The sequence below is a fragment of the Paenibacillus vandeheii genome, from assembly GCF_030433635.1.
Classification (GTDB): domain Bacteria; phylum Bacillota; class Bacilli; order Paenibacillales; family Paenibacillaceae; genus Paenibacillus; species Paenibacillus vandeheii.
Map to the genome: position 1 here is coordinate 375,904 of NZ_JAROCD010000005.1, position 24,853 is coordinate 400,756.

22 protein-coding genes and 1 other annotated feature are annotated in these 24,853 nt (G+C 47.4%); of the genes, 18 read left to right on the forward strand and 4 right to left on the reverse strand.

The window, feature by feature from the left end; genetic code table 11:
• Window positions 1-20 precede the first annotated feature (20 nt).
• The 5 genes from P5G61_RS12135 (at window position 21) to tyrS (ending at window position 6,502) form a co-directional block, all read left to right on the forward strand.
• Entirely contained in the window at window positions 21-659 is a 639-nt protein-coding gene (locus P5G61_RS12135) for a sugar O-acetyltransferase (protein WP_301246658.1), read from the forward strand.
• Window positions 660-1,041: 382 nt separating this feature from the next.
• Entirely contained in the window at window positions 1,042-2,358 is a 1,317-nt protein-coding gene (locus tag P5G61_RS12140; protein ID WP_301246660.1) for a nucleobase:cation symporter-2 family protein, read from the forward strand.
• Between the two features lie 349 nt (window positions 2,359-2,707).
• Entirely contained in the window at window positions 2,708-4,180 is a 1,473-nt protein-coding gene (locus tag P5G61_RS12145; protein ID WP_301246661.1) for a protein adenylyltransferase SelO, read from the forward strand.
• A gap of 103 nt (window positions 4,181-4,283) precedes the next feature.
• The gene (locus tag P5G61_RS12150; RefSeq protein WP_301246662.1) at window positions 4,284-4,745 is read left to right on the forward strand and encodes an Imm63 family immunity protein; all 462 of its coding nucleotides are present in this window, start codon (window positions 4,284-4,286) and stop codon (window positions 4,743-4,745) included.
• Between the two features lie 156 nt (window positions 4,746-4,901).
• Window positions 4,902-5,123 (forward strand) — a binding site (T-box leader).
• A 119-nt stretch (window positions 5,124-5,242) separates the two neighbouring features.
• Complete coding sequence (tyrS, locus tag P5G61_RS12155; RefSeq protein WP_301246663.1) at window positions 5,243-6,502, forward strand: tyrosine--tRNA ligase; 1,260 nt, start codon at window positions 5,243-5,245, stop codon at window positions 6,500-6,502.
• A gap of 155 nt (window positions 6,503-6,657) precedes the next feature.
• On the opposite strand, the gene P5G61_RS12160 is transcribed toward tyrS, so the two are convergent.
• The 4 genes from P5G61_RS12160 to P5G61_RS12175 form a co-directional block, all read right to left on the reverse strand.
• Window positions 6,658-6,936: a YxcD family protein gene (locus P5G61_RS12160; RefSeq protein WP_024630486.1), complete on the reverse strand. Its 279-nt coding sequence runs from the start codon at window positions 6,934-6,936 to the stop codon at window positions 6,658-6,660.
• Between the two features lie 5 nt (window positions 6,937-6,941).
• Window positions 6,942-7,448 (reverse strand): hypothetical protein, encoded by a 507-nt coding sequence (locus P5G61_RS12165; RefSeq protein ID WP_024630485.1) that lies wholly within the window; start codon window positions 7,446-7,448, stop codon window positions 6,942-6,944.
• A 99-nt stretch (window positions 7,449-7,547) separates the two neighbouring features.
• Entirely contained in the window at window positions 7,548-8,114 is a 567-nt protein-coding gene (locus P5G61_RS12170; RefSeq protein WP_024630484.1) for a PadR family transcriptional regulator, read from the reverse strand.
• 185 nt (window positions 8,115-8,299) lie between these two features.
• Complete coding sequence (locus P5G61_RS12175; RefSeq protein WP_079349272.1) at window positions 8,300-8,863, reverse strand: beta-class carbonic anhydrase; 564 nt, start codon at window positions 8,861-8,863, stop codon at window positions 8,300-8,302.
• 227 nt (window positions 8,864-9,090) lie between these two features.
• Here P5G61_RS12175 and P5G61_RS12180 point away from each other — a divergent pair, with 227 nt between their 5' ends.
• The 13 genes from P5G61_RS12180 (at window position 9,091) to hfq (ending at window position 24,766) form a co-directional block, all read left to right on the forward strand.
• Window positions 9,091-10,605 (forward strand): carboxypeptidase M32, encoded by a 1,515-nt coding sequence (locus tag P5G61_RS12180; protein ID WP_301246666.1) that lies wholly within the window; start codon window positions 9,091-9,093, stop codon window positions 10,603-10,605.
• A 146-nt stretch (window positions 10,606-10,751) separates the two neighbouring features.
• A complete protein-coding gene (locus tag P5G61_RS12185; RefSeq protein ID WP_301246668.1) occupies window positions 10,752-11,756 on the forward strand; it encodes an ABC transporter substrate-binding protein in 1,005 nt (334 codons plus the stop codon).
• A gap of 30 nt (window positions 11,757-11,786) precedes the next feature.
• Entirely contained in the window at window positions 11,787-12,581 is a 795-nt protein-coding gene (locus P5G61_RS12190) for an ABC transporter ATP-binding protein (RefSeq protein ID WP_301246669.1), read from the forward strand.
• Between the two features lie 38 nt (window positions 12,582-12,619).
• Entirely contained in the window at window positions 12,620-13,411 is a 792-nt protein-coding gene (locus P5G61_RS12195) for an ABC transporter permease (protein WP_373456216.1), read from the forward strand.
• 457 nt (window positions 13,412-13,868) lie between these two features.
• A complete protein-coding gene (locus tag P5G61_RS12200) occupies window positions 13,869-14,846 on the forward strand; it encodes an aromatic acid exporter family protein (RefSeq protein WP_301246670.1) in 978 nt (325 codons plus the stop codon).
• Between the two features lie 75 nt (window positions 14,847-14,921).
• A complete protein-coding gene (locus P5G61_RS12205) occupies window positions 14,922-15,482 on the forward strand; it encodes an outer spore coat protein CotE (RefSeq protein ID WP_079349268.1) in 561 nt (186 codons plus the stop codon).
• A gap of 113 nt (window positions 15,483-15,595) precedes the next feature.
• On the forward strand, window positions 15,596-16,846 hold the full coding sequence (locus P5G61_RS12210; RefSeq protein ID WP_301246672.1) for a putative amidoligase domain-containing protein: 1,251 nt from the start codon (window positions 15,596-15,598) through the stop codon (window positions 16,844-16,846).
• Window positions 16,847-17,046: 200 nt separating this feature from the next.
• Window positions 17,047-19,851, forward strand: a complete 2,805-nt coding sequence (gene mutS, locus P5G61_RS12215; RefSeq protein WP_301246674.1) for a DNA mismatch repair protein MutS — start codon at window positions 17,047-17,049, stop codon at window positions 19,849-19,851.
• A 21-nt stretch (window positions 19,852-19,872) separates the two neighbouring features.
• A complete protein-coding gene (gene mutL / locus P5G61_RS12220) occupies window positions 19,873-22,083 on the forward strand; it encodes a DNA mismatch repair endonuclease MutL (protein WP_301246675.1) in 2,211 nt (736 codons plus the stop codon).
• A gap of 17 nt (window positions 22,084-22,100) precedes the next feature.
• The gene (locus tag P5G61_RS12225) at window positions 22,101-22,886 is read left to right on the forward strand and encodes a class I SAM-dependent methyltransferase (protein WP_094937262.1); all 786 of its coding nucleotides are present in this window, start codon (window positions 22,101-22,103) and stop codon (window positions 22,884-22,886) included.
• Window positions 22,870-23,817 carry a tRNA (adenosine(37)-N6)-dimethylallyltransferase MiaA gene (gene miaA / locus P5G61_RS12230; protein WP_435874144.1) on the forward strand — a complete coding sequence of 316 codons (948 nt, stop codon included), beginning with the start codon at window positions 22,870-22,872 and terminating at the stop codon, window positions 23,815-23,817. Before P5G61_RS12225 ends, miaA begins: the two co-directional genes overlap by 17 nt.
• 249 nt (window positions 23,818-24,066) lie before the next feature.
• Window positions 24,067-24,288 (forward strand): hypothetical protein, encoded by a 222-nt coding sequence (locus tag P5G61_RS12235; protein ID WP_301246679.1) that lies wholly within the window; start codon window positions 24,067-24,069, stop codon window positions 24,286-24,288.
• A gap of 235 nt (window positions 24,289-24,523) precedes the next feature.
• Window positions 24,524-24,766 (forward strand): RNA chaperone Hfq, encoded by a 243-nt coding sequence (gene hfq / locus P5G61_RS12240; RefSeq protein WP_017687918.1) that lies wholly within the window; start codon window positions 24,524-24,526, stop codon window positions 24,764-24,766.
• Window positions 24,767-24,853 lie beyond the last annotated feature (87 nt).

Below are 24,853 nucleotides of genomic sequence, written 5' to 3' on the forward strand. Positions count from 1 at the left end.
ATAATAGGAGCTGAAAATATATGACTGAAGAAGAACGCATATTGAAGGGGATTTTATTTAGTCCAAGTGATTCGGAATTGAAAGCGCTGAAACGGCGTTCGCATAAACTGAGCAATCAATATAGCCGTACATTTGAGGATGAAGTCGAGGAACGAGAATTGTTATTGAAGGAATTACTTGGTCGAAAGGGACAGGGGTGCTTCATGCAAGGCCCGATTTTCTTTCATTATGGAGTTCATACCGATATCGGTGATTATTTCTTTGGTAACTACAATCTTACTGTTCAAGATGATGCGAAAGTCACCATTGGTAATCATACGAGTTTTGGACCCAATGTGACCATTGTTACGCCAATTCACCCATTCATTGCTTCAGAGCGTCGACAGATGTTGGATCAACATGGGACACCCAAGTCTCTTTGTTACGCTAAACCTGTCACTATTGGAAACGATGTATGGATATCTGCCAACGTAACTGTATGCGGTGGGGTAACGATTGGAGACGGATGCGTAATTGGTGCAGGCAGCGTCGTGACCCAAGATATCCCGGAGAACTCTTTAGCGGCAGGTGTACCGTGCAGAGTCATTCGTAAAATCACTGAATCAGACAGTATGCGATACAAACCGGAAATATTAGCGGATTGTCGTGTGATAGAATAAAATTTTCGAGGTAGGAATTGCTGGCTCTGTTATGGAGCGAACAATTTCTGCCTTTTTTAGTCCCACTAGAACTCGGCAGTTTTCACTCACAACGCTCTAATGGGACAAAAGGAAAAGGAAGAGGAAGAGGTTGGGTAAAGAATTTGCTTTTCTTCACTTTATTTGGAGTGTATGACCTTTTTATGTCAACTAACATTACGTGAAAAGAGAGCGAACTATTTTTGTTTTGTATAACATGCCCAAAAACATTGATTCTCTTTATATCCTCCAACAATCTTATGTTATGAATCATGGAACTTCCCCCAATTGTTTATATAATGTGAATCAACATAACATGATTTGCAGCGGTAACTGGAATCTAAATTACAGGGGGCAGGTTGGGATGAGAGAAACCAAGAGAATGAGGATTTTTTCACTGGGAATTCAGCACGTATTGGCGATGTATGCCGGGGCCATTTTGGTTCCGCTGCTTGTGGGAAGGGCGCTAAATCTGACTGCTGAACAGCTCGCGTATCTGGTATCCATTGACTTGTTAACCTGTGGGGTTGCAACCTGGCTTCAGGCACGCAAAGGAAAGTATCTGGGGATTGGATTGCCGGCGGTGCTGGGAAGCTCATTTGTTGCCGTGACACCCATGATTGCGATTGGCTCACAATACGGGATCCCGGCCATTTACGGTTCCATTATCGCAGCAGGGATATTCATCGTCATATGTGCTGTCTTCTTCAGTAAAATTGTCAAACTGTTTCCTCCTGTCGTAATCGGCACGGTGGTAACCATTATCGGTCTGGCGTTGATTCCAACGGGTATCAAGAACATGGCGGGTGGAGCAAACAGCGAGAATTTCGGAAGTCTGGATAACTTGGCGCTTTCATTCGGTGTGTTACTTTTTATTCTCATACTAAATCGCTATGCTCGCGGTTTTGTTAGATCCCTCGCAGTTCTCCTCGGCATTATTGTGGGCACCCTTGTTGCTGCTATAATGGGGAAAGTGAATTTCGCTTCCGTGCAGGAAGCCTCCTGGTTTCACTTGCCGCAGCCGTTTTATTTTGGATGGCCTACCTTCGAATTGGGCCCTATTATTACAATGATTATCGTAGGTACGGTTGTTATTATTGAGTCGACAGGTGTATTTATGGCTCTAAGCAAAATCTGTGATCAACCGATTAACGAAAAGGATCTGGCGCGAGGGTATCGTGCGGAAGGTTTAGCGTTTGTCCTTGGCGGTATTTTCAATGCCTTTCCGTATAACACATTTGCCCAGAATGTCGGTTTGGTTCAGCTCTCCAAGGTGAAAACGACCAATGTGGTTGTTGCGGCCGGAGGCATCCTGATTTTTCTCGGGCTCATCCCCAAAGTTGCGGCATTTGCAACGATTATTCCCAGCGCGGTGCTTGGAGGGGCAACGGTGGTTCTGTTCGGCATGGTGGTCTCATCCGGGATTAAAATGCTGCAACATGTCGATTTCGGCAAGCAATCCAATCTATTGATCGTTGCTTGTTCGGTTTCCCTTGGTCTTGGTGTAACGGCTGTTCCTGATCTATTTGCCCAGCTGCCTCAAAGTATTCGCATTATTGTCGGTGATGGCATTATCACAGGTAGTCTGTGCGCTATCCTGCTCAATGTCTTCTTTAACCTCGGATTTAAAAAGGAGAGTCTGCCGGTACAGCCCGTTCAGGCCCAAGAAGCACATACTTAATTTAGTTTTATTTACAGGCTTGTGACTCACAAGAATGGCCCCCAAGGCGGTTTCAACTGCGGTGGAATGACGGATTCTGACTCATTCACCAAAGAAACCTCTTGGGTTTTTAGTATGATTTGGATTGGAAACAATATCGGGTGGGGCTATTTAACAGTTATCGTATAAATCACGAAAGTTACTGTAGGATGAATGCAAAAGGGATATAAATATGCTAAAGTTTCATCATGAACATGTTACATGTTCTTTCTGTTGAATTTCCATGCGACTACATAAATGAGCATTGGTTCACAAGGCTAAAATAAAACCAGGGATGTACCCTGGTTACAGAAAAGGAGTTGTGATCACCATGCAACAAGAAACACAGAAAAAAGGATGGCATTTTGACAATAGTTATGCGCATTTGCCACAGGTTTTTTTTACAAAGCAGGGAGCGGTACCTGTTCAATCACCAAAGATGATCATCTTCAATACATCACTTGCTACCAGCTTGGGGTTAAATGCTGAGGCTCTCAATAGTGCTGAAGGAGCGGAGGTCTTCGCAGGTAACCTGATTCCGGAAGGAGCCGAGCCTCTGGCTCAGGCATATGCGGGTCACCAGTTTGGCAATTTTAATATGCTTGGTGATGGACGGGCTTTGCTGCTGGGAGAACAGCTTACGCCGCAAGGCGAGCGAGTGGATATCCAGCTCAAAGGTTCGGGAAGAACCCCTTACTCTCGCGGAGGTGATGGACGTGCTGCCGTTGGGCCAATGCTGCGGGAGTATATTATTAGTGAAGCGATGCATGCACTGGGCATTCCAACCACGCGAAGTTTGGCAGTCGTATCGACTGGAGAAAACATTATACGTGAAACAGAACGACCTGGTGCAATCCTGACGAGAGTGGCTTCAAGCCATCTGCGTGTAGCAACCTTCCAATACGCTGCCAGATGGGGATCAATCGATGATCTCAAAGCATTGGCTGACTACACACTGCAACGGCATTTTCCGAATATCGCCGAAGCCGACAATCGTTACTTCCTGCTGCTTCAGGAAGAGATTAAGCGACAGGCATCACTTATTGCCAAGTGGCAGCACGTTGGTTTCATTCATGGTGTAATGAACACGGATAACATGGCGATTAGTGGTGAAACAATCGATTATGGTCCTTGTGCTTTTATGGATGTTTATAATCCAGCGACGGTATTTAGCTCCATTGACACACAAGGCCGGTATGCCTATGGCAATCAACCGTATATTGGTGGCTGGAATCTGGCTCGGTTTGCCGAGACGCTTCTGCCACTGCTGCATGAGGATGAAGAACAGGCCGTACAAATCGCCCAGGATGCCATTGCACAATTCTCTGAATTGTATCACCACTACTGGCTTTTAGGCATGCGGAGCAAGTTGGGCTTGTTTAATGAAGAGGCTGAGGATGAAGCGCTAATCAGGGATCTTCTTGAATTGATGGAGAAGCATAGTGCCGATTACACGAATACGTTCGTGGCGCTGACCTTTGACACACCGCTTAAAGGCTCACCGTTGTGGGAAGCACCAGAGTTTGAGCAGTGGAATGAGCGCTATACGGCAAGATTGGGAAGACAGCAGCAAGGAAAAGAAGCATCACAACAATTGATGAGGAACAGCAACCCGGCGGTCATTCCCCGTAATCATCGGGTGGAAGAAGCGTTGGAACAAGCGGAGAATCACGGGGATCTCAGTGTGATGGAGAAGCTTCTTGCAGTGCTTTCAAACCCGTTTGCACACTCTCCTGAACAGGCTGAATACGCAGAATTGCCTGCTCAGTGCAATACCTCCTATCAGACGTTCTGCGGGACCTGATTGAAGAAATGCTGGGAAGAGGCTGCCATTTGGCAGCTTTTTCATTATCATGCCAACGCATACAGCGAATAAACGATGTGAAACTTTTCGAGGTGGTGAGTATATGTCCGACATACGAAGCAAAACAGAGATTGCAAAAACCCTTCTACAGTTGCTTGTGCGTACATCCTTCCACAGGGAACAGTTGGAAAACTATGTTAACCGCTTGTTTGAGGCCTTTAAATGGGAAGGCGTTCCTTATGTAGAAATCGAAAATGATGTGTATGTTGTTCGAATATACGAGCGGGGTATTGTCATGCTGGAGAAACGGCTGAACCAGACGGATGAAGTCATCTACTGGCTGCTGGAGGATATCATTTTTACGGCGGCGCATGTAGAATTGCTGGAACAGCATGGTGTGGATAATAAACAGATACATTTGAACTATACGGGCGAAGTGATGCAAGAACTGGAACGAAGTGTTGAGCAGGCTTTCCAACAGATCGGTAATCCATACTTACATTGGCATAAGACGGGTAAACGACAGGAGCTGGAGAGGCTGAAACCAGGAGGTGAACGTCTTTAACAATGGTTTAAGCCATATGAATATGATCACGGGAAGTTGAACATGATGACTTTATAAGTTTGGAGCAAGCACTGATCTGATGTTCAATCTTAAGTTTGCATACTTGCCCTTGCAATGATATTAACGTTCGGCTATACTGGCTATAAATTGAATACATGAATTACGTTGATAGAGCGCAGTAGCGGCTTTGTCCCTGTTACAGAAAGTCAGGGGTTGATGGAACCTGATACATACAAGGGCTGCGAATTACACTCTGGAGTACTTGGGTAATGCCAAGCGGAATGGCAAACGATATTTTGCCGAAAGCGGTATGGACAGCGTGTAAGCTGTTGTCTGTGCAAGTTGGGTGGTACCACGGTTATGATAATCGTCCCTATGTCTATTGAAGACAAGGCGGCGATTTTTTTGTGTCCAAAAAAGCCTCGCCCGGCTTAGCTGCTTGTGAATTAACGTAGATCATGGCCTAATACCAATGCATAGAGAAGGGGTTGTTTGTTTTGAATATTATTGATGAACTGGAATGGCGCGACGCCATTAACCAACAAACGGATGCGGAGGGTCTTCGTGAGCTAACCGAGACGACATCGGTATCGCTGTACTGTGGAGTTGACCCAACAGGAGACAGTATGCACATTGGACATTTGATTCCGTTCATGATGCTAAAACGTTTCCAACTCGCCGGCCACCGCCCGGTCATTCTGATTGGTGGGGCAACAGGAACTATTGGTGATCCGAGTGGTCGTCAATCGGAACGTTCCCTGCAAACGATGGAAGAGGTACAGGCGAACGTAGACGCGCTGACTGCCCAAATGAAAAAGCTCTTCGTAACCGATGGCGACAATCAGGTACGTATGGTCAACAACTACGACTGGACGCATAAAATCAATGTAATTGAATTTTTACGTGACTACGGTAAAAACTTTAATCTGAACACGATGCTGGCGAAAGATGTCGTTGCGAGCAGACTGGAAGACGGTATTTCGTTTACCGAGTTTTCCTACCAGATTCTCCAATCGCTCGATTACCTGCACCTGTTCCAACATGAGAATGTACAGCTGCAAATCGGGGGTTCCGACCAATGGGGCAACATTACAAGTGGCCTAGACCTCATTCGTAAAAAAGAAGGGTCCGAAGCGAAAGCCTTCGGTCTGACGATTCCGCTGATGCTCAAATCCGATGGAACGAAATTCGGTAAAACCGCAGGTGGAGCCATCTGGCTTGATCCAAACAAAACGACTCCATTCGAATTCTACCAGTTCTGGGCAAATACGGATGATCGTGACGTTATCAAATACCTGAAGTACTTCACGTTCCTGAGCAAAGAAGAAATTGAAGCCTTGGCTGAAAAGGTAGAAACGGAGCCGCATAAGCGTGAAGCACAAAAGGCACTCGCTGAAGAAATGACGAAGTTTGTTCACGGTAACGATATGCTGGAGCAGGCGAAGCGCATTACCGCAGCACTGTTCAGCGGCGACATTCGTTCCCTTACAGCAGACGAAATCGAGCAGGGCTTCAAGGAAATGCCGACCTTCGAGACCGATGGAGAAGCGAAAAATATTGTAGACTGGCTCGTAGACCTTGGGCTTGAGCCATCCAAACGTCAGGCGCGTGAGGATGTTACCAAAGGAGCTATCTCTATGAATGGTGAGAAAGTTACGGAGCTGGAATTCACGGTCTCTGCGGAGCACGCAATCGGCGGTAAATTCATCATCATCCGCAAAGGCAAGAAAAACTACAGCCTGGTGAAATTGAAGTAGCAAGAGGATTACAGAGTATGATTCGGGGGAAGGTAGAGGCGAACGTTAAATCTTCTTCCCCAGCAACACAAAAGGACCGTCCCCATTCATGTCAGTGACATGATGGAGACGGTCCTTTATGCATGCCATCCGCAAATGGCTTATTAGTTATTAATTTATTGATTCACAATCGCTGTGATTTCTTCATCCAGATCAAGTCTTACATTCTCACGGTAAGCCCGAATGTCGTATTCACTGTGCAGGTAGCGCAGGATGGCTTCAATCATGTTGGATTCGACCAAGTATTGACTGCGGCCTTGAATCCAGACTTCAGCGGAATATCCCGTATCTTCTTCCCAGCTCAGTTCCACATTGACATCGGTTGGGCGTACACCCTTGCGTTCCGCCATGTGAATACAAATCGCGTTTACAATTTCATCCATGCTTAGAACCATAGAGATTAGTACCGTCCGTTTCTGTTGCGGTCATCATCATCACGATCATTTTTGCGGTCATAGCGACCATCGGCTGCCGGTTTGCGGCGATTCGTAATGGCTCTGAACAGGGCCATCGCGAGCATCACGATCAGCATAATAGCAGCGACGTTTACGAGCAATCCAAGAATGTTACCCAGTGCTCCCATACCGCCGAACAATCCACCAAACATCATACCAGCCAGACCGCCCAGCATCATGCCTTTCATAAATCCACCGCCACCGCCGAAGAATCCGCCACGATTGGTTGTAGCTGCTCCAGTGCTGGAGTTGTTATTCGTATTTGATTTGCTCACATTACTGTTGGAATCGGACTTCTTAGGTGTGTTAGTAAAGCTTTTTGTTCCCGATTTGAAACCGCCACCACGTCTAGCATCGGCAGAATCCGGATTTGCGACTCCGACTGTTGCGAACAATAATGTAAAGGCCATGAAAACCATCATGAGATGTTTGATTCCGAATTTTTTCTTCATTGTAAAGATCGTAACCCCCCGATTAATTTGTTTGAATCACCCAAAATTGGGCCTTACTCAAGTAATACGGTCAACTTGCAGGAACGTTTCAAAATTTGTTTAATTTTCTGAATGAGTTGGACAAGGGTCCTGAATAGCGGCCTGACCATCGAGTAGTTGAGTAACCCAGTTGCACCATTCGATGCCCGTCTGTGCGTTCATCAACCCTTTTTGCACCAGAATGTAGCTTCCGAATTCCCGACTGCCTACTCGCAAATTATCCTGAGGTATACGGGACTTCAAATCTTCGAAATAACGGATGCGTTCCAAAAACCAGTTTTTGCGCTCGTTCAGAATGCGTCTCATGCTTCCATCTTCCGCAATGCCTACACATAAAATACGCAGATTGAATTCGTCACGCGTAACCGGAGCGGTTACGGGAGTGATCATCCAATCCAGCAGTTTTTCAATACCTTTTTCCGTGACTGCATACATTTTTTTGTCCGGTTTGTCAGACTGTTGCACCCAGCGGGAGGCTAAAAGCTCATCGTTTTCCATTTTGGAGAGGAGGGGATAGATCTGACTGTGTTTAGCCTGCCAATGTGGCTGGATTTTCAGCATTAGATCATAGCCTGATGACTCCTCGCGGGTAAGAAGCCCGAGCAATCCGTAGGAAAGTATGTTCATGCACATGTCTCCTTAATATTAGGGCTGGGCCAGCAAAAACAATAAAAATTGCTTTCTTTGACCGCTTTCATAAAAGTGTACACTGAAACTGTATGGTTTGACAACCTGACAGAACAACTGCCTCAATTTAGACAAAAAAGAGTGCGGACCCGGAGGTCCGCACCCAAACCATTTTAGAGAGAGGTCTATTGCCCATAGCCCTCTGCGACAAGATCAAGTTCACCTGTATAGGAGTCGATGACCATGCCGTGTACGGGTACATTGGGCGGAAGCAATGGATGTTTCTTGATCACTTCCACAGTATGTTTTACCCCTTCTTCAACGCTGTCAAACCCGCGCAGCCACTTTTGCAAACGAATACCCGAGTTCTCCAGCGTGCTCATGACTTCCTCAGACACACCCCGTTCGACCATATGTCCAATCATGGTCTCAGCGTGTAGGGAAGCCATACCGCATTCCGTATGTCCAACAACCAGTACTTCATCAGCACCAAGCTCATAGATGGCGACAAGAACACTACGCATAACAGACCCGAAAGGCTGAGAGATAATTGCGCCAGCGTTTTTGATAATTTTCACATCGCCATTCTTCAGGTTCATGGCCTTGGGCAGCAATTCCACCAGACGGGTATCCATACAGGTGATAATAGCCATCTTTTTGGTTGGAAACTTGCCAGCCGTATACTTTTCGTATTCTTTAGTCTCGACAAATGTTTTGTTGTAAGCCAGAATCTCTTGAATGTTGTTCATGTCCATTGCCTCCTGTTATCCAATACGATGAACACAGCCACTTGCATCCAATGCAGCTTGTCCTACGTCCTTTGGTTTCATTTAGTTATATCACGGTCAGCAAATTGCATTATTCCGCGATTTAGAGGAATAATGCAATTTGCATCTGTTAAAAGTTGATTATACGCATTGCAAAAAGTATCATCAATAGGGAATCCAACATTTTTTTGAAGAGGTGAACGTTAATAATGGAACAACAAGCACAGCAACAGCTGGAATCCTTCCGTAATTTGGCTCGCAAAATCAAGAGTTATCATGAAGCCATTGGTTTGCTTCACTGGGATCTGCGCACAGGTGCGCCCAAAAAAGGTGTACCGACACGTTCGGAAACACTTGGAATGCTGTCTACTGAAGCATTTAAGCTGCAAACCTCGGCTGACATGAAATCTTACCTGGATACATTAACAAGTCCAGAGGTGCTGGAACGGCTGGAAGATATTGACCGCCGTCAGGTGGAAGATTGTCAGAAAGAATATGATCGCAGTCAGTCCGTCCCACCGGAAAAAGTACAAGCGTATACCGTACTTACCGCCAAATCGGAAACGGCTTGGGAAGATGCCAAGCATAATAGCGATTTTGCAGGGTTCTCTCCTTACCTCACCGATATTGTGAAGCTCAAGCAAGAGTTCATAGACTACTGGGGTGTGAAAGATACTCGTTATGATACCCTTCTTGATATGTATGAGCCGGAACTGACCGTTGAAAAGGTAGACGCGGTATTTGCCCGTCTCAAAGCGCGTTTGGTGCCCCTGCAAGAGAAGATCAATGCGTCGGCCAATAAGCCTAACACGGAGTTCCTGAACCAACTGTTTGACAAGGAACAACAGGAAAAATTCAGTCTGTTTATTCTGGAACAAATGGGTTATGACTTCGAAGCTGGAAGACTCGATGAGAGTGTTCACCCGTTCGCAACGGGCTTGAATCCGGGTGATGTGCGAATCACGACGAACTATTTGCAGGATGATGTGACGAGTGCGGTCTTCAGTTCACTGCACGAAGGCGGACACGCCCTGTATGAACAAAATATTGACGACAATCTGGCTGGTACTCTTCTCGCCGAAGGGACGTCCATGGGGATCCACGAATCCCAGTCGCGCCTTTGGGAAAATATGATTGGCCGCAGTCTTCCATTCTGGACGCGCTATTATAAAGATTTGCAACAGCACTTCCCTCAATTAAGCGAGGTAGAACTGGAAGACTTCTACCGGGCAATTAACCGGGTTGAAAGCTCTCTGATCCGGATTGAAGCCGATGAGCTGACGTACAATCTGCATATCATCATTCGTTATGAAATTGAGAAAATGCTGTTTAACGAAGGGCTGGAAGTCAAGGACCTGCCAGAGACATGGAATGCCAAATACAAGGAGTATCTTGGTGTGGTGCCGCCGAATGATGGTATGGGTGTGCTTCAGGATGTTCACTGGTCGGGCGGTGACTTTGGTTACTTTGCTTCTTACTCGCTCGGCAATATGTATGCTGCACAGATTCTACATACACTGCGCAAAAAAATGCCGGAGTTCGATGCCCATATTGCCGAAGGTAACCTGATTCCCATCAAGGAATGGTTAACTGACAAAATTTATCGTTATGGCAAAAGTCGTACCCCTTCCGAATTGATTGTCGCCGTAACGGGTGAAGAGTTGAACCCGGACTATTTGGCAGACTATCTGGAAGCAAAATATACCGAGATTTACAAGCTGTAGGACAGCTATAACATCAACATATAATTTTGAAGAGCGGGGCAGAATTGCCCGGCTCTTCTTTTGCATGCAAGTTCTTAACCTTTTGTTAGGCATCAGCATATCCATAGTAGAGAGAACAGCTGAAACCAGTGAAGGAGGGAAATATCATGAAATACACGCCCTGGTTCATCCGGGCCATCGTCATTTTGCTCATTATCATTGTGGCTCTCACCAGCTGCAATAAAGATAAGGATGTAAACAAAATTACGATTGGTGAAGTCACACGTTCTGTGTTTTACGCACCGGAGTATGTGGCTGTGGCCCAAGGTTTTTTTGAGGAGCAGGGGCTTGAAGTGGACATTCAGACGACGGCTGGCGGAGACAAAACGATGGCAGCATTACTTGCTGGCTCAGTAGACATCGCATTGGTAGGAGCAGAGACGTCTATTTATGTCTACCAACAAGGCGCAGAAGATCCGGTTATTAACTTTGCTCAGCTTACACAGACGGACGGAACGTTTCTGTTTGCCCGTAATCCCGATGGCGAATTCAATTGGGATCAACTGAAACAGAGTACATTCCTTGGACAAAGAAAAGGTGGCATGCCTCAAATGGCAGGCGAATTCACGCTGAAAAAACATGGCATCGATCCGCTGAATGATCTGGAATTGATTCAAAATGTGGATTTTGCCAACATTGCTTCTGCATTCGCTTCAGGGACGGGGGATTACGTGCAGCTGTTTGAACCTCAGGCGTCCATCTTTGAGAAAGAGGGTCGCGGCAAGGTTGTAGCCTCGTTTGGAACAGAAAGTGGCCATCTGCCTTATACGGTCTTCATGACCAAACAAAGTTATATCCATGATAACAAGGACATCGTTCAGAAGTTCACAAACGGCTTGCAAAAAGCACAAACTTGGGTAGATTCCCATACGGCTGAAGAAATCGCTGAAGTGATCAAGCCCTACTTCAAAGATATTGATCCGGCCATTTTGATAAGCAGTGTGAACCGTTACAAGGAACAGGGCACATATGCAACCGATCCAGTCATTGATGAAGATGAATGGAATAACTTGCTGGACGTTATGAGTGCTGCGGGAGAACTGAAACAGCGGGTGGATTCTCAAACGATTGTCGATAACTCCTATGCTGAACATGCAGCATCAACGAAGTAACCAGGTATTCAGGAAAGGACGTGAGCATGTATGCCTGAATCCGAAACGGTGATCAGACTGGAAGGGATTTCGCAAGTCTATGTCAGCGAGCGCGAAGCATCACTGGTAATCGAGAATTTGAATCTTCAGGTCGAACAGGGAGAGTTTGTTAGTCTTGTCGGCCCAAGCGGATGTGGTAAAACCACATTGCTGTCGATCATCGCCGGGCTGCTCACACCGACCGCTGGCGAGGTTAAGGTTAAAGGGAAACGTATCGAAGGTCCATCTGCCCAGATCGGCTATATGCTGCAACAGGATTATCTGTTTCCGTGGCGTACCATTTTGGATAATGCCCTGATTGGACTTGAACTGACAGGTACCCTTAATGAACAGAGTCGTGTGCGTACGCGTGAGCTGTTGGCAGGTATGGGGCTTGCTGGCACCGAAAGCCAGTATCCTTCCGAGTTATCCGGGGGCATGAGGCAACGGGTGGCTTTGGTACGTACACTGGCTACGGACCCGGGAATACTGTTGCTGGATGAACCCTTCTCCGCACTCGATTATCAAACCAAGCTGCAGCTGGAGGATCTGGTTTCGGACACATTGAAGAAATCCGGCAAAACTTCGGTGCTTGTCACCCATGATCTGTCGGAAGCTATTGCCGTCAGTGATCGCGTCATTGTGCTGGATCGCAATCCGGGTCGCATTCGGCGAGAGTTCATCATTCCTGAAGATTTGCGGAATGCACAGCCTTTTTACGCAAGGGAGCAGCCGGGGTTCAATGAGCTGTTTCAGGCGTTATGGAGTGAACTGGATCAGTCCGGAGGAGGTGAGAAGAACGGGTGAATCAGACGAATCAGAAGCAGGAAATGCGTGATAATTGGATGAGACAGCTGCACCAAAGTCATATTCAGCAGGTTGCCAGATGGCGACATAAAGTGCTGGCGGTACAGCTGTCCATGCTGGTGTTTATGTTTTTGCTGTGGGAACTGGCGGGAAGGCTGCGCTGGATTGATGTGCTTTTGTTCAGTTATCCCAGCAAAATTTTTAATCAGATCTGGAAGGACATCGTCAGTGGAGAACTATGGGCGCATGTTGGGGTAACCGTAGGGGAAACGGCAGTCGGCTTTTTGCTGGGGACACTCGTCGGAACACTGCTTGCGGTTCTGATCTGGTGGTCTCCTTTTTTGTCCAAAGTGCTTGATCCCTATATGGTTGTGTTCAACAGCATGCCAAAGGTCGCGCTGGGTCCCATCTTTATCGTCATGTTTGGTGCAGGATTTACTGCCATTGTCATGACGACTTTGTCAATTACAGTCATTATTACTACACTTGTTGTGTATAACAGTTTTAATGAAGTAGATCAGAACTATATTAAGGTTATCCGTACGTTTGGTGGCGATCGCTCGGAAATTTTCACCAAAGTAGTATTGCCCGCTTCCTTCCCAGCCATTGTCTCTACCCTAAAAGTAAACGTTGGGATGGCCTGGGTCGGTGTAATTGTGGGTGAATTTCTGGTCGCCAAGCAAGGGCTGGGCTATCTGATCATCTATGGATTTCAAGTATTCAACTTTACCCTTGTTTTATCGAGCCTGCTCATTATTGCGGCTGTCGCCACAGCGATGTACCAGCTCGTTGTATATGTAGAACGCAAGCTGCTGGCAGGACGCAGATAATGTTGTGAAGCATGCGCGTGTATAAAAAACCATTCACAATATGTATACAATTTCACAAGAGGTGTCACGTTGCCCGAACCCGTAAAATCAAGTACCATACAATTACGAATATTCCGCGCAGTCCGGAATGAATGCGACGATTGGAGAAGAGGGCCTAGAGGCTTTTCGTCGCATCAATCAAATTGCCAGCGTCCCTCATCCGGGGCGCGTTATTGTGACCGACATGCATGCGCATGTCGGTTGATGCCGTTTATGAGTTTAATAGGTCATTGAGATATGCTGTTCTTGCAGATACAATTCTTTTGATTAGAGAAGAAATGGTTTTTGGCAGGATGTGTAATACTATGGATAGGATATAGAACAGTAGACGCTATTAGGCAGTGGACAGGCGTTCACCTGGATAGGTATGGCTCGCTTGCTTTGACATTTTTGCAGCTTAGAGGAGAGGGAATGTTAGATGGGTTTTAGGGTAATTAAAACCGCAATCGCCGCGCTGATGGCCGTGCTGATTGCGGACTGGTGCGGCTTGCCTGGACCAACATCAGCTGGCTTGCTAGCCATTCTTGGCGTTGATGTAACACGAAAAAGAAGTATTCGCACCATATCTGCCAGATTCTTCGCTTCCGTAGTGGGGCTTTTATTTGCAAGTGTACTTTTTCACTTACTTGGTTTCCATTACTGGGTACTGGCAGTCTACATACTAATTGCGTTTCCCGTTATCGTTAGAGCAGGATTCAAGGAAGGCATTGTGACGGGATCTGTCGTGGTGTTCCGGGTATTTGGCGGCGGTGAGATGGATGTTCATGTGGTTTTGGTACAAATTGGACTGCTGCTGATTGGTCTCGGTTCCGCGATGGTTGTCAATCTGGCCTATATGCCGGCTGCGGACCCGCAGATGCTGCGTATTCGCAAAAGAATTGATGAATTATTCTCAGTCATCTTCAAGGAGTTTGCAGCTACACTGCGCAATCCGAATGAAGTGTGGGCAGGAAAAGAGCTGATTGAAGCCGATAAGGCTGTGCTCGGCGGCATTGAAGCGGCCAAACGCTCATTGGAAAATCAGGTCATCCACCCGAACGAGGGATGGAGTGTCTACTTTTATATGCGCAAAACGCAACTGGATTCCATCCAACATATGATGCATCTCGTATCCCAGATCTATCAGAAGATGCCGCATGCGGAAATGGTATCGGAGCTGTTCGACCAGCTCAGTCAGGATGTACTCACTGAATCTTACACCGGACGCACGGAAAAACTTCTCGCAAATGTGCAAGAAGAATTCAAACGCATGGAGTTGCCGGATACAAGGGAAGAATTCGAGATTCGTTCCGCGATTCTCCAGCTGTGCCGGGAACTCGCGCTGTATCTGAAAATAGCCAAGAAGGACAAAGCACCGTCTCCGATATCGGACCGGTCCCAATCTACAAATGAATAATAGAAAATAGTTGTCACCCTAGACGGATGCCCTGCATACACTTGTAAAGAATGATTGTATGGAGGAGGTTTAAAGATGTCATTGAGTCATAAACATCAATGTAGAGAGATCATCACGAAGGCGATCTGCGGCAAAGGTCGTAAGTTCTCTACCGTAACACATACCGTGACTCCGCCACATGGTCCGACCAGTATTTTGGGGGCTTGGATTATCAACCACCAATATGAAGCCGTATCAGCGGGGGACGGAATTGAAGTTATTGGTACTTACGATATCAACATTTGGTATTCCTATGACAAAAACTCACAGACGGATGTAGCCAAAGAAACGGTGTCGTATGTAGAACATGTGCCTTTGTCCTATCTGGACCCGAAACACCGGGCCACCACGGTAGAGGTATCTGCGGATGCAACGCAGGAACCAAGCTGTGTGGAAGCCACGGTGTCGGCAGGTGGAGGCAGCGTAATTATCCGGGTAGAACGGGAATTCGCTGTTGAACTGGTCGCCGAGACCAAAGTTTGTGTGAAAGTGTGCACGGATGGCTGTGGAGATTACGAAGACAAGGATTATGACTTCGGCAGTGGAGATGGAGATTATGACGATCTCGATCCCGACTTGCTTGACGATGAGCTGTAAGCTTAGCGTTCTTGATTCATAAACTTAAGGTATCATATGCGCCGCGAGCGGCAGTGAAGAGGGCGTAAGCCCTCTTTTTTTCATTTTGGGCGAGAAACGGGAGGATGGACAGGATGAATGTGATGGAAGAGGCCGAGGAGGCGGTGCGCCGATATGAACGCATGCTCCCTCGCGAACGGACAAATCGCCTCAAACGATCCGGGATTGAAGTGCTTGCTTCGCAAGACAGGCGTAATCGAGAGTTGGGATTGCGTGTTCGTTACGATGTAGAGATATGCTGTCTGCAAGCGATCCGTATCAAACGTAGGGATACCAGCGGCATGGGTGGAGCGCAAGAAAGTGTGCTGGATCGCGAAGCCGCATCAACGTTGTTCAAACGTATTGAACGGCTTGCAACCAAAACCTTGTATACGGTTGGACTGGATCACGGCGCAGTAAGACTGGAAGCCTCGGGAAAGAGCGGTTGTGCAGTCATTTCGATTAACCCAAGGCCATGGAAGGGCATGACTGATCTCTCTGCCATGTATCGTGCAGGCTGGAAGCAGCTTCAGTCTGAACTGGATGAAGAACGGCAGCATAATGCAGCCCCGATACTTGGAATGGACCCCGAGTTCCTGCTTGTGCAGATGCCAGAGTCCAAAATCGTGCCCGCCTCCAGATTTCTCGAACGAACAGGCGTAGCTGGCTGCGATTCCGTGACGATTGGTGGACGACGAATATATCCTGTAGCCGAACTGCGACCTGCCCCAAGCTCTGAACCGCGTGAACTGCTCGCTCATCTGATGAGAGCCTTTGCGGCCGCATCCCGAAGTATTAGTGATCATTCGCTGATCTGGCAGGCAGGGGGAATGCCCCAGCGTGGATTGCCACTCGGTGGACATGTTCATTTCAGTGGCGTTACGTTAAACGGAGAGCTGCTGCGTGCACTTGACAATTATCTGGCATTGCCACTCGCCGTTCTTCAGGACCCCCGAGGTTCTGGCAGACGTCCACGCTATGGGGCATTGGGGGATTTTAGGCTGAAATCCTACGGTGGATTCGAATACCGCACTTTACCTAGTTTTCTGGTATCTCCTCTGGTTGCCAAAGGTGTTGTTGCTCTGGCTGGTCTTATCGCAAAAGACTATCAGCAACTGCGTCAACGTCCATTGGCGAAGGCGGCTATTCATACTGCTTTTTATGAAGGGAACCGTGAGGTGATGCAAGCGTATATTCCGGCATTGCTGGATGACCTGACGAAAATGGATGGTTTTGAACGTTATGAACAATACGCGGCTCCTTTAATTAGCCAGCTAAGACAGGGTAGGACATGGGACGAGAGTCGGGATATACGTAAACTCTGGAATATTCGAGCAGGTTCATGAAGAGTGGGCACTTTTTTGGTATAATGAGAAATAAGTCGATTTTGATCATCGTTACGGAAGAAATGGAACAGCAACCTGTGAGGGACGCGGCGGATGGCCGAAACATGAGGCGGTGGCACGAATCAGTTGCCTGACCGCCTTATTGCTCCTTCCGGTACAGCGTCTCTTCCTGACAACATTGGAACGGATGGAGGATACTCATGGCTCAGTATACGCCAATGATTCAACAATATTTGCAAGTGAAGGCCGAAGCGCAGGACGCTTTTCTTTTTTTTAGATTAGGTGATTTCTATGAATTGTTCTTTGAGGATGCGGTCAATGCTTCCCGTGAGCTTGAAATCACATTAACAGCTCGCGCAGGAGGTGGAGAAGATAAGATCCCGATGTGCGGCGTGCCTTATCATTCGGCTGACAATTACATACAGCGCTTGATTGAAAAAGGATACAAAGTGGCCATCTGTGAACAGATGGAAGATCCAACGGTAACCAAAGGCATGGTACGCCGTGAAATTGTACGAGTCATTACACCGGGAACGGTGATGGAAGGCAAGACATTGGGGGATAAGTCCAATAACTATATGGTTTGCCTGACAGGAAACCAGAACACACTTGCACTGGCTGCCTGTGACTTGTCTACTGGGGAACTCTACGTGACCTCAGTTCCATACTCCCAAGAATGGCTCAAGGATGAAATCGGGATCTACGAACCTTCGGAACTGGTGGGGGATGCTGCGCTGCTGGATACGGTGGCTACCCAGGCATCTCCAATTGGTCGACCTGTGGTGTACACGCCGTGGACGAAGAGTAAAGAAGATTTGGTGCGTCAGCAATTCGGCGAAGCGGTATGGGCACGTCTGGAGCCTGAACGCCAAGCGTGTATAGCGCGTCTTTTCTCCTATTTAAGTGAGACACAGAAGCGTTCACTCGGACAATTGACACAGGTTTCAACGTATGAGCCTGACCACTTTATGATACTGGACCCGTTTACTCGGCGTAACCTGGAACTGGTGGAAACCGTACGTGAGCGTTCCAAAAAAGGTTCGCTGTTATGGCTGCTGGACCGCACAGAGACGTCCATGGGTGCACGAATGCTGCGTCGTTGGGTTGATAAACCCTTGCTGCAAAAAGGAAAAATCAATGAGCGTTTGGAAGCGGTAGATACACTGTATAACCAGTTTATATTGCGGGAAGATCTGCGTGCTGAACTCAAAGACATCTATGACCTGGAACGTCTGGTAGGTCGAATTGCCTTTGGTAACGCTAACGGACGGGATCTGAATGCACTCAAGCTGTCATTGGACAAAATTCCGGGGCTGCGTCAGTATTGTGCAGATTCGCCTTCCACAACGCTGCAGCACATTGCTAGTGTTATGGATGATTGCAGTGATTTGCGAGATGCAATCGGTCAGGCGATCGTTGATGAGCCGCCTGTGTCGGTCCGAGATGGTGGCTTAATTCGCGAGGGGTATCATGAGAGGCTGGACGAGCTCCGGGAAGCATCGGTGAATGGCAAGCAGTGGATTGCAGAGCTGGAAGCCAGAGAGCGTGAAGCGACCGGCATTCGTTCTCTGAAAATCGGTTACAACAAAGTATTTGGGTACTATATTGAAATTACCAAGTCGAATCTGGCTTCTTTGCCGGAAGGCCGTTACGAGCGGAAGCAGACTCTTGCCAATGCCGAGCGTTATATTACGCCCGAACTGAAGGAGAAGGAAACACTGATTCTCGAAGCGCAGGACAAGATGGTCGATATTGAGTATGGCTTGTTCGCGGAATTGCGGGAACGGCTCAATCAGGAAATCGCCAGGCTGCAGAAGTTGGCTGAGCTGGTCGCAGAGATTGATGTGTATCAATCCTTTGCGGTCATCAGTGCAGAGCGCAATTTCGTAAAGCCTACATTGACTGATGGGTATGATCTGGTTGTGGAACAGGGACGTCATCCGGTGGTTGAAGCGGTGATGCGAGATGGAGCTTTCATCGCCAACAATACTGCAATGCAGAAGGACGAGGCGCACATTCTGCTGATTACCGGTCCGAATATGGCGGGGAAAAGTACGTATATGCGGCAGGTGGCACTGATTTCGATTCTGGCTCAGATTGGCTGTTTTGTGCCGGCAGGACAAGCTGAAGTGCCGATCATGGATCGTATTTTCACACGAATTGGTGCAGCAGACGACCTCATTGGCGGGCAAAGTACGTTTATGGTGGAGATGGCTGACATTCAGGTGATGACGGATAAAGCAACACCACGCAGTCTGATTATTATCGACGAATTGGGACGTGGAACATCCACTAGTGAAGGTATGGCCATTGCTCAGTCCGTTATTGAATATGTGCATGATATTATTGGCTGCAAAGCGCTTGTATCCACTCATTTCCATGAGCTTGCTCATCTGGAAGAGAGTCTGGACAAGTTGGCGAATTACTCCATGGCCGTTCAGGAGAGTGGGGACAAGGTTAATTTCCTGCGCAAATTGATTGCCGGGGCAGCCAGCAGCAGCTACGGAATCTATTGCGCACGGCTTGCAGGTCTGCCAGACAGCATCATTGAGCGGGCGAATGGCTTGCTGCACGGTTTCGAACATGCGGCAGCCCAGGTTGCAGTCGGCAGCGAATATGCAGGCAATAGCAAACAGCAGATTGGCGTTGATGTGCAAGGCGGTGCGGAGTTCCAGACTACAGATGACTCGTCATTGATCCGGGAGAGCGAGTCTGCGGTACCTGTTGAGTTCACAGTTTCGAGTGAAGATTCAGCAGGTAAACAACACGACAAGAAACAAAACGGCAAGCAGCAGTCGGGCTCCAAACATGCGGACGTGGTTCAACTGTCCATATTTGGTGATGACGAGCCAAGTGTAACTCCGAAACCGGATGTGGTTGCGGTTGACAAGCCCGCCCGGGAGTTTATCCGTCATATGAAAGATATTGATGTCATGAACATGACGCCGCTTCAGGCGATGCAGATATTGAATGATCTTAAGTTGAAGGCACAGCAATTATCCTGAGTATAGGGGAGGGGAAAACCTGTGGCGAAAATACATGTACTTGATGAACATATTGCCAACCAGATTGCGGCGGGTGAGGTCGTTGAACGGCCTGCTTCAGTTGTCAAGGAGTTGCTGGAAAACTCGGTAGATGCAGGTGCCTCCAAAATTGAAGTAACAGTGGAAGAGGGCGGCCTGCTCAGCATTCGTGTCAAAGACAACGGTTCCGGTATCGAGGCTGAGGATATGGAAACAGCCTTTTATCGTCATGCAACCAGCAAAATAGCCCAGGGCCGCGATTTGTTCCAAATCACAAGTCTTGGATTCCGTGGAGAAGCCCTGGCGAGTATTGCCGCTGTATCTAAGGTAGAAGTGTTATCGGCTAGTGGAAATGACGGGCGAGGGCGCCGTATCGTAATTGAGGGCGGCAAACTTTGCTCCCATGAGGATGCAACCTCACCTCAAGGCACAGAGTTTGCAGTGAAAGAACTATTTTTTAATACGCCTGCCAGACTTAAATATATGAAAACGATCCAGACCGAGCTGGGTCATATCTCGGATGTACTTTACCGCATGGCGATGTCTCATCCAAACATTTCGTTTAGGCTGCGTCATAATGAGAATGTGCTGCTTCAGACGCTGGGGAACGGGGATCTGCTGCAAGTGGTGGCAGCGATCTATGGTACAAGTGCTGCCAAAGCGATGCTCCCGATCCAGGGTGAAAATCTGGATTATCGTGTGAGCGGGCTCATCAGTTTGCCGGAATGGACTCGTGCCAATCGTGGCGGAATGTCAACCATTGTGAATGGACGATATATTCGGAATTACGGTCTCAATCAGGCTATTCTAAAGGCGTATCATACCTTGCTGCCTATTAATCGGTATCCGCTTGTCGTGGTGCAATTGGAAATGCATCCGTCCCTGGTCGATGTGAACGTACATCCGGCGAAGCTGGAAGTTCGTTTCAGCAAGGAAGCAGAGCTGTATGAGTTTGTTGAAACCACACTGCGAGGTATATTGCGGCAGGAAGTGCTTATTCCACAGGTAACCAAGCAGCAAATTAGACGTGGAGACAACAGTTCCTTTATTCAGGAACAATTCCTCTTTCCAAGAGGTCCTTTGAAGGATGAATCCGAATCGGCAGGTTATGGACAACAAGGTCCGTTGGGGAAACAGCCTGAGCTTGGTAAATTGACTCCGGAGGATGATGATCTGGATGCTCCGGCTGATGTGCAATCAGGTCCTGATGGAAATGGTGTGGGTCAGATGTTACCGTTGCCTGAAGCTCCACCTGAGATGCCGCCTTCCTATGATCCATTTGGGATGTTAAGCGGGGAATCAGGATCTAATGTACTAAAGCATAATTATAGCGATAACGAAAATTCCCATAGCGGTCCAGCTTCTGCTGTGAGTGGAAATAACGGTGCTGCTGCAGATCGTGCTTCGCAAGATGCCGCACCTTCCGCAGAGGATAATGGGTCATCTGCTCCTGCTTCACAGGGTGCTGCTTCTGCCTATCGTTCCCATTCGGTGAATTCTCCAGTTAGAGAAGGTCGTTCATCTTATAATCCGTCTGCACCGGGTGCAAAAGGAGAGCGGAGCTGGATGGCTGCAAGTTTACCGGACCCGGAAAGACTGGCATCTGCTGTTAAATCAGATGTTTCGATGCCTGCATTTCCTGAATTAAGCCTGATTGGACAGCACCATGGGACGTATTTGATTGCACAAAATCAAGACGGTCTATATCTGATCGATCAGCACGCGGCTCATGAACGAGTGAATTATGAGTATTACTACGAGCAGTTTGGCAATCCCGCTCAAGCCTCACAGGAGCTGCTGCTGCCCATTACACTGGAGTTCACACCATCCGAGACCGAAAAGCTCAAAACAAGACTGGCTTGGTTCGAGCAGGCAGGTGTTTATTTGGAACATTTCGGTGGACAGACCTTCCGGGTGCGTTCCCATCCGTTCTGGTTCCCCAAGGGGGATGAGAAGGACATTATTGAAGAGATGTCAGAATGGGTTCTAAGTGAACGAAGTATTGATGTTGCCAAGATGCGAGAAGCGGCGTCCATTATGTGCTCCTGCAAGGCTTCTATCAAAGCCAATCAGAAATTGACGGATCAGGAGGCGGAAGTATTGATTCAGCGTCTTGGTTCCTGCCGTCAACCATATACTTGTCCACACGGGCGACCGATTGTGGTGTCATTTTCAACCTATGATCTGGAGAAATTGTTCAAACGGGTCATGTAGCTATTTAGGAGGAAGTTATGTATATTACAACCGGTGAAAAGGAAGCTGGCCACCTTGTGGAACGTGCACGAAACCTTGCGGAAACAACGGGAGGGACCTATATATCGCGCCAAAAAATGTCTTTGCCTGCACTGGTCGCACATTATGGGATAGATGAGGTTCTGGTTGTACTTCAGGGTAAAGTACGTTTGTTTCGTCCGGATTCACCGCTGCTTGAGTTCCACCCCAGTATGGGATTTGTACGCGCCAAACGTGTGTTAAATGGAGAGGCTGACCCGATGCTGGAGGCGGGGGCTGTACTTGAAGGGGATACCGTTATCGACTGTACAGCTGGATTGGGCACGGATGCACTGGTATTCTCGGTTGCAGTAGGCAAAAGTGGCCGAGTGATTGCATGCGAAAGCTCCCTTCCGCTTTATACGCTGCTAGTGGAGGGAATGTCCCAATATGAGAGTATTAAGCCAGCGGTAAATGAAGCTTTCCGGCGCATTGAGCTGCGTCATGCAAATCATCTCGATTTACTGCGCTCTTTGCCAGATCGAAGCTGTGACACGGTCTATTTTGACCCCATGTTCCGTGAACCGATGATGGATTCAAGTGGCATCAAGCCTTTGCGGGATTATGCAAATCATAATGCATTGGATGAACAGAGTATTATTGAAGCGAAAAGGGTTGCACGTAAGCGGGTGGTCATGAAAGAGAAGCGCGGCAGCGCGGAGTTTACGAGACTCGGTTTTGAAGTGCACGACCGGGGCAATGCAAAAACACTGTACGGAGTGATTAATGTTGAAAGCGGAAGTTAAACCGAAGCTGCTTGTGCTGGTCGGACCGACAGCTGTAGGCAAAACGAGAATGAGTATTGAGCTTGCACAGGCGTTCAATTGTGAGATTATTTCGGGGGATTCCATGCAGGTATATCGCGAAATGGATATTGGGACGGCCAAAATTACTTGCGATGAAATGAAAGGTGTACCCCACCACCTCATTGATATCCATGAACCGGAATACCCCTATTCCGTGGCGGAATTTCAGGAGAGCTGCACACGTCTGATTGGGGAAATTCATGAGCGCGGCAAGTTGCCTTTTATTGTTGGGGGTACCGGTCTGTATGTGGAATCGGTAAGTTACGGCTTTCAATTCTCGGACAGCGGCTCGGATGAAGCGTTTCGGGATGAACAGTTCCGTTATGCCGAGCAGTATGGCCCGCAGGCGTTACATGATAAGCTAAGGGTCATTGATCCAGTTAGCGCAGAACGACTGCATCCGAATGACCAGCGACGAATTGTTCGTGCACTTGAGATTTATCACCTCACAGGTGAGAAGTTATCCGAGCAGCTGGCTACCCAGAAAAAAGAGTCTCCATATGACCTGCTCATAGTGGGTTTGACGATGGATCGGCAGAAGCTGTACGCCCGAGTGGAAGAGCGGATTGATCTTATGATCGAGCAGGGTCTGATAGACGAGGTCAAGTCATTACTGGAGCGCGGCGTAGCGAGAGGGCATATCTCCATGCAGGGACTCGGCTATAAGGAAATTGCGGCTTATCTTCAGGGTGAAGTAAGCTGGGAGGCTGCCGTAGAGTGGCTGAAAAGAGATACGCGCCGGTTTGCCAAGCGGCAATTGTCCTGGTTCCGTCATATGAAGGACATTGAATGGGTAGATATGACGGATACCGAAGATTTTGCAGGCAATTATGCCCACGTATGTGAGCTGATCAAACGCAAATTTGACTGAATATAGAAGGTGGGTTTTGCCACCTGTTTAGGACTATAGAACCTCTATCTTTTAGAAATGAAAGGTAGAGGTTTTTTATATAAAATCGTGATTACAATAAGGCAGTTATAGGAAGCCTGTGATGATTCTATTGAAGAAAATGGTTGTAAAAAAATAACATAAATATTAAAATAATTAAAAAAATAAAATATTATAAAATGCGCTTGTTTAGTTTGGGTGAAAGGCTTTTCATCGGAAGGGGGAGATTGTATGAGTGCGGAACCGAGCGGAGTGGCAAGTTTATATCTCTTTTTCTCAGGATTATTTGGAATTGGGTTTGCCATTGCGGGTCTAGTTGCCTTGATTTGGTTAATTATCGTTCTAATCCATACCAATACATACCTGAAACTCTTAATCAAAGATAGAAAAAATCGGCAAAATATGACGTTAGCCAGTGAAGAAGAGAAACCGTTTACAGGTCAGGAGAAGTGAAGAGGAAAGCATGCTGAAAAGGGAGAATTTGTCCCTCTTTTGCAATTCCGGCAAGCGGTGTATAATGGATAAGTCTTCTAGTTGCAGGCGAAGCGTTGGCAAAGGTGCAAAATAGCAGACAAGGGGTTTTTGTGGATTATATGAATCCGTTCATGATATAATAGCACGAAAGCTACTCAGCGATATTGAATATTACTTAAACACGAATTCAAATGAACCAATGGGGGTACGGCTAATGAACAAGTCCATCAACATCCAAGATACGTTCTTGAACCAACTGCGGAAAGAAAACATTCCAGCTACGGTCTATCTGACCAATGGCTTTCAAATCCGCGGAACGATCAAGGCATTTGACAATTTTACGATCGTCATTGACAGCGACGGACGCCAGCAAATGGTCTACAAGCACGCCATCTCCACGTTCACGCCGCAACGCAGCGTATCGCTGATGCAGCAAGATAATAGCGGCGAAGCTTAAAAAATTACGAAACCTTTTTATCAACCATTTCGTCTACACGTATAGGAATTGAAACAGAGCAACCTGAATAAGGGTTGTTCTTTTCAT